At 71.5% G+C, this 18,162-nt stretch carries 9 protein-coding genes and 1 pseudogene; 6 read left to right on the top strand and 4 right to left on the bottom strand.

The window, feature by feature from the left end; all coding sequences use genetic code 11:
- The 6 genes and pseudogenes from ppdK to AB1578_13830 form a co-directional block, all read left to right on the top strand.
- Positions 1 to 2,260 (top strand): pyruvate, phosphate dikinase (ppdK, locus tag AB1578_13855; GenBank protein ID MEW6488985.1); only part of this gene is annotated, 2,260 nt, incomplete at its 5' end.
- Between the two features lie 164 nt (positions 2,261 to 2,424).
- Complete coding sequence (locus tag AB1578_13850) at positions 2,425 to 3,120, top strand: response regulator (protein ID MEW6488984.1); 696 nt, start codon at positions 2,425 to 2,427, stop codon at positions 3,118 to 3,120.
- Positions 3,117 to 4,709: a hybrid sensor histidine kinase/response regulator gene (locus AB1578_13845; GenBank protein ID MEW6488983.1), complete on the top strand. Its 1,593-nt coding sequence runs from the start codon at positions 3,117 to 3,119 to the stop codon at positions 4,707 to 4,709. The genes AB1578_13850 and AB1578_13845 overlap by 4 nt, the downstream gene beginning before the upstream one ends.
- Positions 4,710 to 4,774: 65 nt before the next feature.
- On the top strand, positions 4,775 to 5,236 hold the full coding sequence (dut, locus tag AB1578_13840) for a dUTP diphosphatase (protein MEW6488982.1): 462 nt from the start codon (positions 4,775 to 4,777) through the stop codon (positions 5,234 to 5,236).
- A gap of 363 nt (positions 5,237 to 5,599) precedes the next feature.
- Positions 5,600 to 7,621 (top strand): annotated as a pseudogene (locus AB1578_13835) (dynamin family protein).
- Positions 7,622 to 7,733: 112 nt separating this feature from the next.
- A complete protein-coding gene (locus tag AB1578_13830) occupies positions 7,734 to 8,927 on the top strand; it encodes a glycoside hydrolase 100 family protein (GenBank protein ID MEW6488981.1) in 1,194 nt (397 codons plus the stop codon).
- A gap of 39 nt (positions 8,928 to 8,966) precedes the next feature.
- Here AB1578_13830 and treY read toward each other — a convergent pair whose 3' ends face one another.
- The 4 genes from treY to glgB are packed head-to-tail and all read right to left on the bottom strand — an operon-like array spanning position 8,967 to position 17,962.
- The gene (gene treY, locus AB1578_13825; protein MEW6488980.1) at positions 8,967 to 11,759 is read right to left on the bottom strand and encodes a malto-oligosyltrehalose synthase; all 2,793 of its coding nucleotides are present in this window, start codon (positions 11,757 to 11,759) and stop codon (positions 8,967 to 8,969) included.
- Complete coding sequence (locus AB1578_13820; protein ID MEW6488979.1) at positions 11,756 to 14,182, bottom strand: DUF3536 domain-containing protein; 2,427 nt, start codon at positions 14,180 to 14,182, stop codon at positions 11,756 to 11,758. Before AB1578_13820 ends, treY begins: the two co-directional genes overlap by 4 nt.
- A gap of 22 nt (positions 14,183 to 14,204) precedes the next feature.
- On the bottom strand, positions 14,205 to 16,043 hold the full coding sequence (treZ, locus tag AB1578_13815) for a malto-oligosyltrehalose trehalohydrolase (GenBank protein MEW6488978.1): 1,839 nt from the start codon (positions 16,041 to 16,043) through the stop codon (positions 14,205 to 14,207).
- A 5-nt stretch (positions 16,044 to 16,048) separates the two neighbouring features.
- A complete protein-coding gene (gene glgB / locus AB1578_13810; GenBank protein ID MEW6488977.1) occupies positions 16,049 to 17,962 on the bottom strand; it encodes a 1,4-alpha-glucan branching protein GlgB in 1,914 nt (637 codons plus the stop codon).
- Positions 17,963 to 18,162: the final 200 nt, after the last annotated feature.

The following is an 18,162-nucleotide window of genomic DNA, read 5'->3' as shown; positions in this document are numbered from 1 at the left end:
GAAGGCCGCCGGGGTGGAGCCCGCGGAGGGGCAGGGGGTCCGGGTCCAGCTCGAGCACCGCATGGAGGCCCTGAAGAAGGCCCGGGGGTGCACCTCCGACACCCAGCTCACCGCCGGGGATCTGGAAGCCCTGTGCGGCGAGTTCCGGGAGCTGGTGCGAAGGGTGCTCGGCGTGCCCTTTCCCGACGACGCCCGCGAGCAGCTCTGGGGGGCGGTGGGGGCCGTCTTCCAGTCCTGGAACGGCAAGCGCGCCGTCCACTACCGACGCATCGAGGGCATCCCCGACGACTGGGGCACGGCGGTGAACGTGCAGGCCATGGTCTTCGGCAACCGGGGGGAGACCTCGGCAACGGGGGTGGCCTTCACCCGCAATCCCGCCACGGGGGAGAACGTCTTCTACGGCGAGTGGCTGCCCAACGCCCAGGGGGAGGACGTGGTGGCGGGCATCCGCACCCCCGACGCCATCAACGATTCCTGCAAGACCGAGACGAACCGGCACCTGCCCACCCTGGAGGAGGCCATGCCCGCGGCCTACGCGGACCTGCTGCGGATTCGGGCAAACCTGGAGAGCCACTTCCGGGACATGCAGGACATCGAATTCACCGTGGAGGAGGGGCGCCTGTGGATGCTCCAGACCCGCACCGGCAAGCGAAACGGCCCCGCGGCCGTGCGCATGGCGGTGGAGATGGTGGGCGAGGGGCTCATCACACCTCGGGAGGCCGTGGTGCGCGTGCGCCCCTCCCAGCTCGACGAGCTCCTCCACCCCATGGTGGACCCGGCCCGGGAAGTGGACGCCGCGCCTTTCTGCAAGGGGCTCCCGGCCGGCCCCGGGGGCGCCGTGGGCAAGATCGTCCTCACGGCCGACCGGGCCCAGGAGCTCGGGGCGCGGGGTGAGCAGGTCGTCCTCGTCCGGGCCGAGACGAGCCCCGAGGACGTGCACGGCATGCACCTGGCACAGGCCATCGTGACGGCAAAGGGGGGCATGACCTCCCACGCGGCCCTGGTGGCCCGGGGCTGGGGCAAGACCTGCGTGGTGGGGTGCGCCGCCCTCGACATCGACGTGGCCGCCGGCACGGTGACGGCGGGCAAGACCGTGCTGCGCGAGGGCGACGTGGTCACCGTCAACGGCACGCGGGGTGCCGTCTACGCGGGGGAGCTCCCCCTCATCGTCCTGGATCCCGAGAAGAACGAGGTGCTCGCCCGGTTCCTGGCCCACTGCGACGGGGTGCGGCGGCTGGGGGTCCGGGCCAACGCCGACCGCCCCGAGGACGCCGCCCAGGCCCGGCGCTTCGGGGCCGAGGGCATCGGACTCACCCGCACCGAGCACATGTTCTTCGGGGAGGAGCGCATCCGGGCCATGCGGGAGATGATCCTCGCCGAGACCCCCGAGGAGCGCGCCCGGGCCCTGGACAAGCTCCTGCCCTACCAGAAGGAGGACTTCGCCGGGCTCTTCCGGGCCATGGAGGGGCTCCCGGTCACCGTGCGGCTCCTGGACCCCCCGCTCCACGAGTTCGTGCCCCACGAGGAGGAGCAGATCGCCGAGCTCGCCCGCACCATGGGCAAGGACCCGGAGGCCGTGCGAGCCCGGGTGGAACAGCTAAACGAGCTCAACCCCATGCTCGGGCACCGGGGGTGCCGCCTGGGGCTGAGCTACCCCGAGATCACCCGCATGCAGGCCCGGGCCATCCTGGAGGCGGCGGCCGAGCTGCGCCAGCAGGGGGTCGACGCCCGGGCCGAGATCATGGTGCCGCTGGTGGGCCACGTGGCGGAGCTTGCGGACCAACGGGCCCTCATCCTGGAGGTGGCCGAGGCCGTGAAGGCCGAAAAGGGTGTCCCGGACCTGCCCTTCCTGGTGGGGACCATGATCGAGGTGCCCCGGGCCGCCCTCACCGCGGACCGCATCGCCGCCGAGGCGGAGTTCTTCAGCTTCGGCACCAACGACCTGACCCAGATGACCTGCGGGTTCAGCCGGGACGACGCGGGCACCTTCCTGCCCCTCTATGTGCAGAAGGGCATCTACCCCGAGGACCCCTTCCAGAGCATCGACCAGGAAGGGGTCGGGCAGCTCGTGAGCGTGGGTACCCAGCGGGGGCGGGCAGCGCGGCCCGGCCTCAAGGTGGGGGTGTGCGGAGAGCACGGGGGCGACCCCGACTCCATCGCGTTCTTCCACCGGGCAGGGCTCGACTACGTCTCGTGCAGCCCCTTCCGGGTGCCCATCGCGCGCCTGGCCGCGGCCCAGGCTGCGGTGTCCGGGGCATAGGCCGCCGTGGGGAGTTTGGCCCCTCGGGCCGGGGTCCGCCGTGAGGGACGCTCGGGCGCTCCGGCTCTCCCCCCTGGCATCGCCCAGAAGGCCTCGCGCGGGTGCGGCGGGTGTCACCCGGGAGAGGACTCCTCCTGGACCGCCGGGGCGGTGGAGGGTTGGAGATGATCGGGGCCGGGGCTGCCAGGCCTCTGGTTTTCGTGGTGGACGACGATCCGGCCATCCTCCCCCTCCTGGAGGCGGTGCTCGAGCAAGAGACGTTGCGGCTCGAAGGGGCCTCCGGCGGCCAGGAGGCCCTGGACCGCATCGAGGAGGGCCTGGTCCCCGATCTCTTGATCCTCGACGTGATGATGCCGATGATGGGCGGGCTCCAGGTGCTCGAGCGCCTCAAGGACCGGCCCGAGTTCGGCCAGGTGCCGGTCATCCTCCTCACGGCCCGCAGCAGCGCCGAGGACCTGGTGGCCGGCCTGGAGGCGGGCGCCACCGACTACGTGATCAAGCCGTTCCACGTCGCGGAGCTCCGGGCACGGGTGCGGTCGGCTCTGCGGCTGCGCAGCCTCTTCCTGGAGCTCCAGGCCGCCCGGGAGGCGGCCCTCCACCAGGAACGCCTGCGGGTCCTGGTGGAGACCACCGGGGGCATCGCCCACGCCTTGAACCAGCCGCTGACCGCGGCGCTCTTGAAGCTCGAGGTCCTCCTGGCCCGCCGGGCCGAGCCGGACGCCTCCACCGGGGAGCTGGAGTTCCTGCTGGGGGCCATGGAGAAGGTGGCGTTCGAGGTTCGCCGCATCCAACACATCACCCGGTACCAGACCACCGAGTACCTGGCCGGGGTCGACATCCTGGATCTGGAGCAGCCGTGAGGGCGCCCGGCGACTGGGAGCGGGGGCTTCTGCGCCTCGAGGAGCGGCGCGGAAGCGGCTTCCTGTCGGCCCTGTGCGAGCTGGCGGGAGCCGAGCACGCCGCCCTGTGGATTCCCTGGCCTCCCGCTGCCCGGCGGCTGCTCCTGGCTACCGAGCTGCCCGCCGGGACCCGGGCCCGGTGGGAGGAGGCCCCCGGGCCGGCCGAGGAGGCCCTGTGGGAGGGGCTGCGGGGCCGGGTTGCGCTGCTGCCACCCCCTGCCCTCCAGGACCTGCCCCTCGCCGGGGCGCTGCCCGAGGTCGCCTGGGCCCTGGCGGCGTCCGACGAGGGCGGAGGGTTCTTCGCGCTGCTCCTGGGACGGGGCGCTCGCCCCCAGGCGCTGGCGGACGATCCCCTCCTCGCGGCAGCGCTGCTCCGGCGGCTGGCCGATCGGGCAGCCGAGAGCCGGGGCCTCGCCCCTGCTTCCGAGGCGCTGGCCCGGCTCTCCCACGAGCTGCGCACGCCCCTGGTGAGCATCAAGGGGTATGCCGAGCTCCTCCTGGACCGTGCCGACGAACCCCTCTCCCAGCGGGCGCGCGACTGGATGCGGCGGATTGCCGCTGCGGCGAATCGGCTCGCGGGCCTCTTCGACAAGGTGACGGCGGAGGCACGGGCCGATACCCCCTGGACCTACCTGCCCCGCCCGGTGGACCCCCGCGAGCTCGCTGCCCGGTGCGTGGCGGAGGCCGAGGTCCTGGCCGGAGACCGAGAGCTGCGGTGGGCGGCTGTCGTGCCCGAGGGGCTGGCCCCGGTGGCCCTGGACCGGGAGGCGGGCCGGGACGTGCTCCTGGAGCTCCTGCAGAACGCGGCGCGCTCCACCCCCGACGGGGGGGAGGTCCGCGCCGAGGCCCGCGCCGAGCAACGCCATGGCCAGACGGGGGTCCGGTTCACCGTCGCGGACACGGGGGTCGGCATACCGGCTGGGGCCGCCGCCGACCGCCTCTTCGAGCGCTTCGGCAGCCTGGGGAGCGCGATGGGGCACCACAGCGGCGATTTCGAGTTCGGCTCCGCCGGCCTGGGGCTCGGGCTCGCCATGGTGCGGGGGGTCGTGCGGGCCCACGGGGGCGAGGTCTGGGCCGAGGGTCGGGGCCGGGATCCAGGGGCGCTGCCTGGAGCGGCGTTCCATCTGTGGCTGCCGGTGTACCGCGGAGCCAGCGAGGCGCCGGAGCGCCCGCCGGACGTCGTCGGGGCCAGGGTGCTGGTCATCGATGCCGATCCCGAGGCGTCCCGCATCCTCGCGGAGGGGCTCGGGGGCGACTTCGCCGTCACCTGCGCCCGGACCGCCGCCGAGGCCCTGGAGCTCTGGAGCCGGGGAGGATGGCTCGGGTGCCTCGTGGAGCCGCGCCTGCCCGCGGGAGGCGGCACGGACCTCCTGCGGGAGCTGCGCGCCCGGGCGCCCGGCCCCGCGGCGATCCTTACCTACAGCACCGGGGGCGCCTCCGAGACGGCTGCGTGGCGGGCAGCCGGGGCCGACGGCTGCCTCGCCAAGCCCGCGCGGGCGCGCCTCCTCGTGCAGCGGCTGCGGAGCGTGCACGCGCGCCGCAGCCGGTGAGGCCGGGGCGGTTTCACGCCGGGGCGCCGCGAGGGCAAGGGTTCGGTCGAGGGAGGAGGGCTGGGATGCCCGTGAGGATCGAGCTTCGGATCGTCAGCCCCCTGCTGGGGAGCCGCATTCCCTTGCCGGCCTACGCCACGGAGGGGGCGGCGGGCCTGGATCTGCGCGCCTGCATCCCGGAGGCCCTCACCCTGGCCCCGGGGGAGACCCGCCTCGTCCCCAGCGGCCTGGCCCTGAGCATCGCCGACCCGGGGCTGGCGGCCGTGGTGATTCCCCGCTCGGGCCTGGGCATGAAGCACGGCCTGGTGCTCTCGAACCTTGTGGGCCTCATCGACTCCGACTACCACGGGGAGGTCGGGATCGGCGTCTGGAACCGGGGCTCCGAACCCTTCACGATCCAGCCGGGGGACCGCATCTGCCAGATGCTCTTCGTTCCCGTGGTTCGGGCCGACTTTGCCGTGGTGGAGGCATTTTCCGCCGATTCGGCGCGAGGCGAGGGCGGCTTCGGCAGCACGGGGAGGACGTGAAGAGTGAAGGGTGAAGGGTGAAGCGTGAAGCCGTAGGTCGGGTTCGCGAAGCGTAACCCGACCTATCTCCCGGCCCGGCTGAAGCTGGGGTCCTTGCCGTCCCTGCGGTCCTTTCTCCCCGCAATTGACACCTTCGAAACCCCCTGTCTAGTATGACCTTCCCCTGGGACCCGGCGGCGCGCCAAGGGTCTCGGGCTTCCTCTTGCAGATGGGGTGCGGGGCTTGGAAGACGGACGAACACACGACACGGGAGACCGGGCGAGGTCGCTGCTGTTTCTGGCGGGCACGGTGCGCGAGCTCCTCGGGGCGCAGGCAGAGGGCGTGCCCCCCTGGGAAGCCCGACTCCAGAGCCTGGGGGGTGAGGCCGAGGGGCTGCGCATCGCCGTGGCCGGCACGGTGAAGAGCGGCAAGAGCACGTTGGTCAACGCCCTCATCGGGCACGACGTGCTCAAGCGGGGGGCCGGCATCGTCACGTCCCTGGTCACCCGGGTACGGCCCGGCCCCGCGTGGGTCGCCCGCATGCGTCTCAAGGGGTGGGCCGAGGTGAACCGGGAGGCCACCGACGCCGCGCTCTTCCTCGGGGCCGGGGACGACGGCCGGCCCGTCGACCTGCGCACGGCCCGGGACCGGGAGCGCCTGAGCCGGGCGCTTGGCGAGCTGGGGGACGAGGTGCTGGGAGAGGGCGGGTTCTTCGACAAGAACGTCGCCCTGCTGCGCGCCTACGTGGACGGCCAGGCGCGGGTGGCAGACCTGGTGGCCGAGGAGCCCCGCACGGTGGAGTTCGGCCCGGACGCCTTCGACCGGCACCGGGACTTCGCGGGCCACGACGCCCTGGCCGCCTACGTGGACGACCTGGTGCTCGAGATTCCCGGCCTGCCGTTTCCCCCGGGGTGCGAGCTGGCCGACTGCCAGGGCTACGACTCCCCCAACCCCCGGCACATGGAACTGGTCCAGCAATACCTGCTCGGGGCCCACCTGGTGGTCTACGTGGTGTCGAGCCGGGTGGGGCTGCGGGAGGCGGACCTTCGCTTCCTCCGGGACATCAAGGCCCTGGGCCTCGTGGACGCCACCCGTTTCGTCCTCAACGCCGACCTGGCCGAGCACGGCAGTGCCGAGGACCTGGCCGGCCTGCGGGACCGGGTGGCGTCCGAGGTTCGCAATCTCGCCGGAGACGTGCCGATCCACACCTTCTCCGCGCTCAAGGCGCTGCTCACCGGCCTGCGCCGTGGGGGAGCGGCGCTCTCCCGCAAGGAGGAGCTCCTGCTGGAGCTGTGGCAGGAGTCTCCCGCATCCGCCCCCGACGACTACGCCGCCTTCCTCCGGCTCCTGGAGGACGAGGTGGGACCCCGGCGGGAGCGGCGGGTTCAGAGCGCCAGGGAAGCCGTGGTGCGCCGGGCGGCCGGCGCCCTGCGCTCCCGGGTGGAGGCGGCCCTGGTGCTGGCGGGCGCCCAGGCCCGGGATCTGGCCGCCGAGAAGGACGCCCTGGGTGCCGCGAAGCTGCGGGTGCAGGGCGCCCTGGCGGGGTTCGAGAGCGCGCTCACCGGCATGGCCTCCTCCCTGCGGACCGAGCTGTTTCGCAAGGTGGACGCCACCTTTCACCCATCGGGAGGTGCGCTCGCCCTCGAGGTCCAGGACCACCTGCGCACCCTCCAGCCCCCTCCCGCGGCGCTGGAAGTGACGGACCGCAAGAAGCTGCTGCGGCAGATGGCGCGCATCTACCAGGAGATGCGCGCCGCCTTCCATCGCTACAAGGTCGAGGCGGTCAACCCCCGGGCGGTGGACCGGATCCGAGCCCTCTGGGCCGAAGCGAGCCGCGCCCTGGGCGAGTCGGCCCACCCCCCCGCCGAGCTTCTGGTCCAGAGCGTCGAGGCCTACCGCCGGCAGGCGGGCGCCCTGGGCATCGCCGTGCCCCCCCTGGAGCTCCCGGCCCTCGATCCCTCCATCGGACGCACCACGATTCCCCTCTTCTCGGCGGTCACCTACGCCGTCGGCCAGTTCGCGGCGGACCGGGTGCTCTCCTTTGCAGGCCAGTGGACGCGCAAGCTCGCGGCGGGATGGGCCCGGCGCCTCACGGGCAAGGGGGAGCGCACCACCTTTGCCCGCTCGCTGCTCTCCGACGGGGCCGAAGCCGTGCGCGCGCTCCTGGCCGAGGAGGCTAGAGCCAACTTTCTCCAGTACAACGAGCAGGTGAAGTATCAGGTGCTGGGAAAGAGCCTCGAGGCCCTGGCCGCCGCCTGGGTCCAGGCCTACCGCGAGACGGTGGAGGCCCTCGTGCTCGACCTGGAGCACCTCCTGGGCCTCCTGGACCGGGCCGGCAGCGAGCGCGAAGAGCTCGTGCCGCGCCTCGAGGAGCTCCTGGGGGCGCTGGAACGGATGGACCCCTGAAGGAGCGTCCGAGCTCTCTCCCGTCGAAATCGAAATCGAAGTCGATACCGATACCGATTTGGAGGGGGGGGCTGCCCTGCGTGCCTTCCCTGCCCCCTTTTCCGGAGGCCCGGTGTCTGACCCCGACGAGCGCCGCGATCCCCTGCTTTGCGAGGCACACCGCCGCTCACTGGAACTCTTGCGGGAGAATGCCACGACCTGGGGCGTGCGCGCGTGTCGGGCCGATCCCCGTGCCGAACGCCGCAACTACGGCGCGGTGTTCGGTCGAGACGCCTCGATCTGCGCCCTGGCCATGGCGATGTCGGGGGAACCCGAGCTCCGGGATGCCGCCGAGCGCGGACTGCGCACGCTGGCTCGCGGCCAGGCGCCCAACGGCCAGATTCCCAAGTTCGTGCGCCCGGAAACGGGGGAAGCGGACTTCTGGTACGGCGGGTGCATCGACGCCTCCCTCTGGTGGCTCATCGCCCTGCGCTTGGGGGAGCGGCTGGGGCTGGCTCCGGGGCTCGGCGCCGAGCTGCGAGACAATGCAGAGGGGGCAATCCGCTGGCTCTCTTGCCAGGAGCATCCCGCCAACGGGCTGCTGCAGCAGAACGAGGCCAGCGACTGGGCCGACATCATGCCTCGGTCGGGCTTCGTGCTCTACTCCAATGCCCTCTGGTACTGGGTGAAGCGCCTCTACGGCCTGCCGGGCGCGGAACAGACCCGGGAGTTCGCCAACTTCCTCTTCTTCCCCTTCGGAAACGTGGTGCCGAGCCACCGCCGCACCCGGCTCCTGGTGCACTACGTGCGCAACCGGGCGAAACCCTCGGAGCTCTACCTGAGCTTCGTGAATTTCTCGTTCTGGGGCGAGGAGGGCGATGTGTTCGGCAACCTCCTGGCGGTCTTGACCGGGCTGGCCGATTCCTCCCGGGCGGTGAAGATCGCGCAGGCGCTGGAGAGGGCGTCCGTGGCCGAGCCGTGGCCCGTGCGCTCCGTGCTCGAGCCCATCCCGAGACACTCCCCCCTGTGGCGCGCCTACATGGGCCGCCACCGCCAGAACCTGCCGCATCAGTACCACAACGGCGGTGCCTGGCCTCTCCTGGGCGGCTTCTGGGTGCTGCTGCTCGCCCGGTTGGGCAGGACGGACGACGCCCGCTGCGCCCTCGCACGCCTGGCCGAGGCCAACCGGGTCGGCGAGTGGGGGTTCTACGAGTGGTTCCACGGGCTCAGGGGGGAGCCCCTGGGGATGCGCGGGCAGTCCTGGAATGCTGCCGCACTTCTCCTCTCCCACGAAGCGGTTCGGGGCCGGCTGCGGCTGTGGGCCTGAGGCGGTCGGCGGGGTCGGCGGGAGCTCTCCGGGGCGGCCTCAGCCCTCGGCTCCCAGCAGGAGAGCCACTGGAAAATTTTGCAGAATCGTCCCCACGGGCAGCTCCTCCGCGCCGGACACGGGGAGATTCGTGAACGCGTCGGACCAGGTGGCCGGTGCCCCTGCCGGGAGCCGCAGGCGGGTGTCTCCCCACACGGCTTCCCCCAGGGGCCAAGCGCCTTCCCCCACCAGGCCGACGGTGAGGCGCGGCGCGACGGCCAGGGCCCACCGGCCCCGGAGGCGCCGGGCGAAGGCCACCGCGTGCTCGGCGTAGGGGCCCTCCACGTCGAGGGGGAGATAGTCCCCCTCCTGAAACAGAGCGGGGTGCTCCTGGCGGACCCCCAGGCCCCGCCAGGCGAGGAAGAGCTTGACCCCGCCGTCTTCCGGGTGGGTTAGGAGATGGGCCAAGAGGAGTGGCGGGCTTGCCTCGAAGCGGTTCCTGATGTCGGCAAGGAGGCGCCGGCGAAGCTCGTAGTCCACCGGGCGGCGGTTGTCCGGGTCCACCAGCGAGAGATCCCAGAGCTCGGTCCCCTGATAGAAATCCGGAACCCCCGGGCAGGCGGTCTTCAGGAGCACCTGGCTCAAGGAGTTGATCACGCCGTGGTGGGCCACCCGGCGCTGGAAGGGGAGGAACTCCGGCAGGAAGTCACCTCCGGGGTCGAGCGCGCCTTCCGCGAAGGCCACGTAAGCCTCTTCGTACTCGGCGTTGGGTTTGAGCCAGCCGGTGTGGACCTTGGCCTCGCGCACGGCCTTGACCAGGTAGTTGCGCAGTCGCTCGCGAAAGGCGGGAACCTCCTCGGGGCAAAACGGCCACGCTCCCACCAGGGTCTGGTAGAGGGCGTACTCGTCGTTGCGGTCGGGGAGCTTGCGGCCCTTGCGGCCCCGGCGGAGCCGGGCGTTGAGCCGCCGCCAGCTCCCCACCGCCCGGGACCACTCCTCGGGGAGCTCCGAGAGCACCGCCAGGCGGGCCCGCACGTCCTCGCCCCGCTTGGTGTCGTGGGTGGCGGTGGCGCTGAGCGCGTGGGGCCATGTCTCGAGGCGCCGGCGGTTGAAGGTGTGGAACTCCTCCACGGGCGTTCCGAACCGCTCCGGGCTGCTGCCCACCTCGTTGAGGGCCAGGAGGCGGTTGAACACATAGAGCACCGTGTCCTCGAACCCCTTGGCGGTCAACGGCCCGGTGTACTGCTGGAACCGCTTCAGGAAGTGGGTCCAGCGTTCCCGGTCGGGCTCCGGGAGCCAGGCCGGAAACTCCAGGAGCAAGAAGCCCTCGAGGAAGCCCAGTTCGTTGACGAGATCGGGGCACCGCTCCCGCGCTCGCTTCACGGCTTCCCGAAGGTAGGCGGAGTCGGCTTCGCGGGACCAGGAGCTCCCTCCGTAGGTGCGGTACACGGGGAAGGCCGCCATCACCTCCGCCAGGGCCCGCTTGAGGCCGTACAGGGTGATGTCGATGGCGTGGCGGTAGGAGGCCGAGATCTCCTTGAGGAGGCGGGCCAGGTTGTCCAGGTCCCCCGCCATGTGGTGGTAGAGGAGGAGCTTCTTCTTCTCGTATACGAGGTTTGAGAGGCTCTCCCGCACCCCGCGGAGGCTGGCGTAGAGCCGGTCGAAGGCCCTTCGGCTGCGGGGATCGACGAAGATGCCGTTGACGCAGTTGAGGAAGTCGTAGCCGGTGGTGCCCTGGACGGGCCACGCGGCAGGGAGCTCCTCCCCGGGCTCCAGGATCTTCTCCACCACCACGTAGGCCTCGGGGGCCTCGCTGCGCAACCGCTCCAGGTAGGCTCCGGGATCGTACAGGCCGTCCACGTGGTCCACCCGGAGTCCGGTGGCAATGCCCTGCCGAACCAGGTCCAGGACCAGCGCGTGGGTTTCCCGAAACACCTCTTCGCGCTCCACCCGCACCGAGATGAGCTCGTTGATGCTGAAGAACCGCCGGTAGTTGAGCTCTTCGGTGGCCACCTTCCAGAAGCACAGCCGGAACCCCTGACCGGAGAGAAGCCTGTCCAGACCCTGGAAGCTCTCCGGCTCCCCCGGCCGGCCGTTGCGTGCCGCGAGGGCTGCGTCCACCGCCCGGCGGACCTCGGGGTTCCCCCGATAGAGCTCGCGGAGCAGCCGCTTGATGAAACGCACCTGCGCCCCCCGTTCCTCCAACTCCTGGGTAGAGGCCAGGGTGCGAAGGGTGTAGAGGACCCCCAGGTAGCGGACAAAGTCCGGGTCGTCCTCCCCGAGGGCCCGGCGGAGCCCCGGCACCCCCGGGGCGAGGAGGTCTGGGTACGAGTCGATGCCCAGGGGGAATGCCTGGTCGAAGTAGGTCACCCGGAATCCCTCCTCCGAGTAGACGATCCGGATCTCGCCCCGCTCCAGAGCCTCGCCGTAGAAGGAGCCGAGCAGGGGGGCGAGCACCCGGCCCCGCAGGCTCTCGAAGGGCGGGTTCCAGTCCACGTCGAAGAGGTTCCGGTGCGCCGACTGCTCGCCGTTCTCGAGGATGTCGGCCAGATAGGGGTTTCGGCCGTCGTACGCCATGTGGTTCGGGACGATGTCCTGGAGCCAGCCCAGGCCTCGGAGGCGCACCTCCTCGGCGAGGGTCCGGAACTCCTCGGGGCTGCCGAACTCGGGGTTGAGCCGGGTGGGGTCGAGCACGTCGTAGCCGTGGGCGCTCCCGGGGCGCGCCCGGAAGACGGGGGAAAAGTAGAGGTCGGTGATCCCCAGTGCCTCCAGATACTCCAGGAGGGCCGCCACCTCCGGAAATCCGAAGCCCGGCCCGAGCTGCAGCCGGTAGGTCGCCGAGGGGATCCTCACGGCTCCACCCGGACGCCCAGGTGGTCCCCCAGGCGACGGAAGTGTTCGATCCAGTCGGCCGCGAACTCCCGGCCGTCTCCCGAGGCGGCGGCCATGGGACCGGCGAGGCGGCGGGTCACCTCGAAGAAGACGTTCTGCGCCCTGCGCAGGTTGAGCTCCACCCCCGCCGGCGCGAGCCGGGTGAGGACGCGGTCCGCCGCCTCGAGCTCTCCGAGACGGGCCGGGTCTCGCGCCCAGTGCTCCGTGCGCTCCGTGAGCCATTGGCCGGCCACGAAGCCCAGGAGTCGGCGGTCGATCTCGAGGGACCACCGGCCGACCTCGTCGAGGAGGGCGGCCAGGCGCTCCGAATCCACCTCCTCCGCCCGGAAGAGCCCCACGAGCTCCGCGCTGACGGCGAACTCCGCGGACATCCGGAGCGCCCTGGGCAGGGGGATCCCGAGGCTCTGGAGGAAGTTCATGATGGGGTAGTTCTTCTGGTAGATCTGGCGCAGCGTCCCTTCCACCTCCTCCAGGGTGGTGTAGCGGATCTGGTCGAGGACCTTGCGCTGTTCGTCCCGGAAGAGGTGCCACAGGGAGTAGGTATGGTCCCCGAAGTGGCGGTCGATCACCCGGATGACCTCCGGCACGTCGCTGCGCAGGAAGGGCTCCTTGACCTCGGCCGCCATGGCCGCGAAGGCCTCCTCCCCCAGAAACTCCCGTACTCCCCCGAGGACGTTGTGGTCCCCCAGGGAGAGCACGGCATAGCTCACCTCGGCCTCGTTCCAGGTGATGGACGAGTGCACCAGGGCCCGGCCTACCACGAGCCGCTGCCTGCCGGCATCGGTGCGGCTCTGGCGCTCGTTGCGGACGGTATAGGAGAAGATCTGGGTCGTCTCCGGGTAGTCCTCGAAGGCCGACGAGATGGCATAGTGGGCGCCCACCCGGAGCAGGTCCAGGGCGGCGGGGCGCACGTAGCGGGTGAAGACCTCGGCGCCGTCGGCTAGCTCGGGGAGGTTGCTGGGGGCTGCCTTCAGACGCTCCACGTACCCGGGCTCCAGGTCGACCCCGCAGGCCTCCCGGGCCAACTGGAGGGCTCGGGCCGCGTACTGGAGCACCTGCACGGTCTCGAGCCCCGAGAGCTCGTCGAAGAACCACCCGCAGCTCGTGTACATGAGCAGCGCGTGTCGCTGGAGCTCCAGGAGGCGCAGCGCCCGCACCTTCTCCTCGGCGGAGAGCTCCCGGGTCGCGTGGCGCTCCAGGAAGGAGCCCACGTTGGCTTCGCTGCGGTCGAGGAGGACTTCCACGTATCGGTCCCGGGCCGCCCAGGGGTCCTGTAGGAGGGCGCCGGCCGCCTCCTCGTAGGGGCCGGCCAGGCTGTCCCGGAGCCAGTCCATGGCGGCCCGCAAGGGTCCCCGCCAGGCCTGGCTCCACCCCGGGTGTCCCCCCGAGTTGCAGCCGCAGTCGGCCTGCCAGCGCTCCACGCCGTGGATGCAGCTCCAGGAGCTCCCCTCGTGGATCTCCACCTCCCGTTCCGGGGGGTAGAGCTCCAGGAACTCCCCGTAGACGGTGAGCCGGATCGACTCCTTCTCTTCCAGATGGTGGATGCAGTAGGCCAGGGCCATGTCGCCGCCCCGGTGGTGGTGGCCGTAGCTCTCCCCGTCGGTGGCCACGTGGACGAGCTGGGGGCTCGGGTCCTCCTGCACGAAGGCTTCCTCCAGGCGCCGGGCGAAGGTGACCCCGTCGCTAAGGAGGCCGCCGAAGGCCAGATCCTGGGCGATGGGCCCGTCGTAGAAGAAGAGCGCGATCTCGCGGCCCGACGGGAGGCGACACAGGTAGGGGACCCGGGGGTCGATCCCGTCCCCCACCTCCTCCCAAGTCTCCCCTCCCAGTGGGCGCACGCGGTGAGCCTGCCGGGGCGCCAGGATCGTGAACCGAAGCCCCTCCTCGGCCAGGAGGTCGAGGGTCTCCAGATCCGCGGCGGTCTCCGCCAGCCACATGCCCTCGGGCGGGCGGCCGAACCGGCTCTCGAAGTCGGCGATCCCCCACCGGATCTGGGTGCGCTTGTCGCGGGAGTTGGCCAGGGGCATGATCAGGTGGCTGTACACCTGGGCCAGCGCCCCCCCGTGTCCGGAGAAGCGCTCCCGGCCTTGCCGGTCGGCCTCGACCATGGCGGAGTGGACCTCGGGGGCGTGGACCTGGAGCCAGGACAGGAGGGTGGGGCCCACGTTGAAGCTGATCCTCGAGTAGTTGTTCACGATGTCGGCGATGCGGCCCTCCCCGTTCAGGATGCGGGAGGTGGCGTTGGGCTCATAGCACTCGGCGGTGATGCGGGCGTTCCAGTCATGGTACGGGTGGGCCGAGTCCTGGAGCTCCACCACCTCGAGCCAGGGGTTCTCCCGGGGCGGCTGGTAGAAGTGGGCGTGGATGCAGACGCAGCGGTCCATCGGGGCTCCTCTCCGGTTCGATCTACTTTGTTGCTGGGACCCGCACCCAAAGGGTCGCTCCCGGCCCGCGCAGGGTGAGCCCGCCGGGAGGCTGGGCGGGGGCGGCGGCGCCCGGACCTCCCCAGCGCCGTGCGGCCGAGTCGAGCAGGAGCTGCCAGGGCCCCCCCGGGGCGGTCAGGGTGACGGGGGCGGTCTCGAAGTTCAGGCCCAGGAGCACCGCCTCCTCGCCCCGGCCCCGGCGCACCCACAGGGCGCTGCGGCCTTCCAGGACCGCCGCCTCCAGGCCGGCTTTGTCCAGGCCCCGCAGGGCCGGGAGCTCCCGCCGCAGGCGCAGGCACTCCCGATGGAACTCCCGCAGGGCGAGGCCACGGCCCTCGAGGCCGAGCTCCCAACGCAGCCGCGAACGGGCGAAGGTCTCCTCGGCCTGGGGGTCGGGGGGCTCCTGGGCCCAGCCGAAGGCGGCGAACTCGGCCTTGCGTCCCCCCCGGACGGCCCGGACCAGCTCCGGGTCCCCGTGGCTCACGAAGTAGAGAAAGGGCGCGTCTTCGCCGTACTCCTCCCCCATGAAGAGGAGGGGCAGGTAGGGGGAGAGGAGGACCGCGGCGGCCGCGACCTTGAGGCTCTCGAAGGGAACCAGGGCCGCCAGGCGCTCACCGTGCATCCGGTTGCCCACCTGGTCGTGGTTCTGGGCGAAGGCCACGAAGCGCTCCCCCGGCAGGTCCGCCGAGGAGGCCCCGTGGCGGCGGCGGCGGTAGCGGGAGTACTGCCCCGAGTAGACGAAGCCCGCCCCGTAGGCCCTGGCCAGGTGCTCGGCCTCTCCGAAGTCGGCGTAGTAGCCCCGCCGCTCCCCGGTGAGCAGGGCGTGGAGGGCGTGGTGGAAGTCGTCGCACCACTCGGCCCCGAGCCCGGCTCCCCCCTGGTCGCGCGGGCGCACGAACCGGGGGTCGTTGCGGTCGCTCTCCGCCACCAGGTGGAGCCGGCGTCCCAGCCGAGCCTCCAGGGCCTCCACCTCCTCGGCCAGCTCCTGGAGGAAGGGGCGGGCACTGGTGTCGACGATGGCGTGGATGGCGTCGAGCCGCAGGCCGTCGCACCGGTACTCCTCGAGCCACTGGAGCGCGTTCTGGACGAAGTAGGCCCGGACCGGGTCGCTGTCGGGGCCGTCGAAGTTGAGCGCCCGGCCCCAGGGAGTCCGATACCGGTCGGTGAAGTAGGGGCCGAAGTCCGCCAGGTAGTTCCCCTCGGGCCCCAGGTGGTTGTAGACCACGTCGAGGAAGACCGCGAGCCCCTGGCGGTGGCACGCGTCCACGAGGCGCTTGAAACCTTCCGGACCCCCGTAGGAGGCCTGGACCGCAAAGGGATGGACGCCGTCGTAGCCCCAGTTGCGCGCCCCCGGGAAGGCGGCCACGGGCATGAGCTCCAGGGTCGTGACTCCCAGGTCCCGCAGCTCCGGCAGGCGGGGGATGACCGCCTCGAAGGTGCCCTCCGGGGTGAAGGTCCCCACGTGGAGCTCGTAGAAGACGAGCTCCGGGAGCTCCCGGCCGGCCCAGCCTCCATCGCCCCAAGGGAAGGACTCCCCGACCACCTGGGACGGGCCGTGGACTCCCTCGGGTTGGCAACGCGAGGCGGGGTCGGGGCGCTCCAGCTCTCCGTCGAGAAGCAAGGAGTACAGGGTGCCGTCGGCCACGTCCGGAAGGTGGGCGCCCCAGTACCCTGCACCCAGGGGGGAGAGCTCCCGTCGCCCTTCCAGCGGGCCGCGCACGCACACCTCGACCCTGCGGCGCCCCGGCGCCCACACGGAGAACCGGGTTCCCCCGTCCGGCGACGGGAGGGCGCCCGCCCGGCGCGTGTGCGGCTCGAACATCGCCCTCACCCGTCGGGCCGGAAGAAGAGGATGGAGAGGGGAGGCAGGGTGGCGCTCAGGGATTGGTAGTGGCCGTGGGAGGGCACGGGGGTCGCCTCCAGCCCCCCCACGTTGCCCCACCCCGCGCCTCCGTAAACGCGGGCGTCGCTGTTGAGCACTTCGCGCCAGAACCCGCCCCGGGGCACCCCCACCCGGTAGTTGGGCCGGGGCACGGGGGTGCAGTTGGCGACCACCAGGACTTCCCGGCCCGGGTCCCGGCCCCGGCGCAGGAAGCTCACCACGCTCTGCAACGCGTCGTGGCAGTCCACCCAGGAAAACCCCTCCTCGGCGAAGTCCTTCTCGAAGAGGGCGGGCTCCCCCCGGTAGAGGGCCAGGAGGTCCCGGACCCAGCGGTGCACCCCCTGGTGGGGTTCCTCCTCCAGGAGGTGCCAGTCGAGGCTCTTCTCGTGGTACCACTCGTCGCGCTGGCCGAACTCCCCCCCCATGAAGAGGAGCACCTTTCCCGGGTGGGCCACCTGATAGCCCAGGAGCACGCGCAGGTTGGCGAAGCGCTGCCAGTCGTCCCCGGGCATCTTCTGCAGGAGCGACCCCTTGCCGTACACCACCTCGTCGTGGGAGAGGGGCAGGAGGAAGTTCTCGGTGAAGGCGTACCAGAGGCTGAAGGTGAGCCGCTCGTGGTGGTACTTGCGGTGGATGGGATCCTGGGAGAAGTACTCCAGAGTGTCGTGCATCCACCCCATGTTCCACTTCAGGCCGAACCCGAGCCCCCCCACGTGCACGGGGCGCGTGACCATGGGCCAGGCGGTGGATTCCTCGGCGACGACCTGCACGTCGGGAAAGCGCTCGTACACCGTTCGGTTGAGGAGCTTCAGGAACTCGATGGCCTCCAGGTTCTCCCGGCCCCCGTACCGGTTGGGGACCCACTCTCCCTCGTTGCGCGCGTAGTCCCGGTAGAGCATGGACGCCACCGCGTCCACCCGCAGCCCGTCGGCGTGGTAGCGGTCGAGCCAGAAGAGCGCGCTCGAGATCAAGAACTCCGGCACCTCGTTTCGGCCGTAATTGAAAATGTAGCTCTTCCAGTCCGGGTGAAACCCTTCCTTGGGGTCGGCGTGCTCGTAGAGATGGGTACCGTCGAAGTAGGCCAGGCCGTGCTCGTCGGAGGGAAAGTGGGAGGGGACCCAGTCCAGGATCACCCCCACGCCGTGTTGATGCAGGGTGTCGATGAGGAACATGAAGTCCTGGGGCGATCCGTACCGAGAGGTGGGGGCGAAGTAGCCGGTGGTCTGGTAGCCCCAGGACCCGTAGAAGGGGTGTTCCATCACCGGGAGGAGCTCCACGTGGGTAAACCCCATCTCCCGGCAATGCTCGGCCAGCCGGGGGGCGAGCTCCCGGTAGGTGAGGGGGCGATCCCCCTCCTCGGGCACGCGACGCCAGGAGCCCAGGTGGACCTCGTAGACGGCCATGGGCGCCGAGAGGGCGTTTCGGCTCCCCCGGGAGGCCATCCACTCCCCGTCGCCCCACGCGTAGTCGAGGCCGTGGACGATGGAGGCGGTGCGGGGGGGGGGCTCCCAGCGGGTCGCGTAGGGGTCCCCCTTGTCCGCTCGGAAGCCCCCCGGCCCCTCTACCCGATACTTGTAGTGGGCGCCGTGGCCCACCTCCGGGACGAAGCCCTCCCAGATCCCAGAGCCGTCCCAGCGGGGCTGCAGGGGATGGGCCCCCGGATCCCACCCGTTCCACTCCCCCAGCACCGACACCGCCTGCGCGTTGGGGGCCCACACGGCAAAGAGCGTCCCCTCGGCTCCTTCGTGCTCCAGGGGGTGGGCCCCGAGCTTCTCGTAGAGGCGGAAGTGCCGGCCTTCCTTGAAGAGGTACACGTCGTGCTCGGTAAGAAGGCTGGGGCCGTACAGCGTCGCGGTCATGGCGTTCTCCAAGAGAGGATCCCGGCGGCCCCTCGGGCGGGCCGCGGGTCGGGGCTCGTCCCGACGATTCCCGGGGCGCCGGGAGGGTGCCGGGGCAGGCCCCGACCTGCGCGTCTATCAGGATGCTGAAAAACCCCCTCCCTGGGTTTTTCAGCTACGGGTTCTCGGGGACGGCCCCTTCGAACCCTTTCGAATCACTA

Source organism: Thermodesulfobacteriota bacterium, assembly GCA_040756475.1.
In the GTDB taxonomy this organism is placed as follows: domain Bacteria; phylum Desulfobacterota; class Deferrisomatia; order Deferrisomatales; family JACRMM01; genus JBFLZB01.
Note: the sequence above shows the minus strand (reverse complement) of the source record. Positions and strands in the feature narration are given on the sequence as shown.

Coding starts and splice junctions, on each gene's coding strand:
- AB1578_13820 (MEW6488979.1), bottom strand. CDS start 14,182: ATGGACCGCTGCGTCTGCATCCACGCCCACTTCTACCAGCCGCCCCGG.
- AB1578_13850 (MEW6488984.1), top strand. CDS start 2,425: ATGATCGGGGCCGGGGCTGCCAGGCCTCTGGTTTTCGTGGTGGACGAC.
- dut (MEW6488982.1), top strand. CDS start 4,775: ATGCCCGTGAGGATCGAGCTTCGGATCGTCAGCCCCCTGCTGGGGAGC.
- glgB (MEW6488977.1), bottom strand. CDS start 17,962: ATGACCGCGACGCTGTACGGCCCCAGCCTTCTTACCGAGCACGACGTG.
- treZ (MEW6488978.1), bottom strand. CDS start 16,043: ATGTTCGAGCCGCACACGCGCCGGGCGGGCGCCCTCCCGTCGCCGGAC.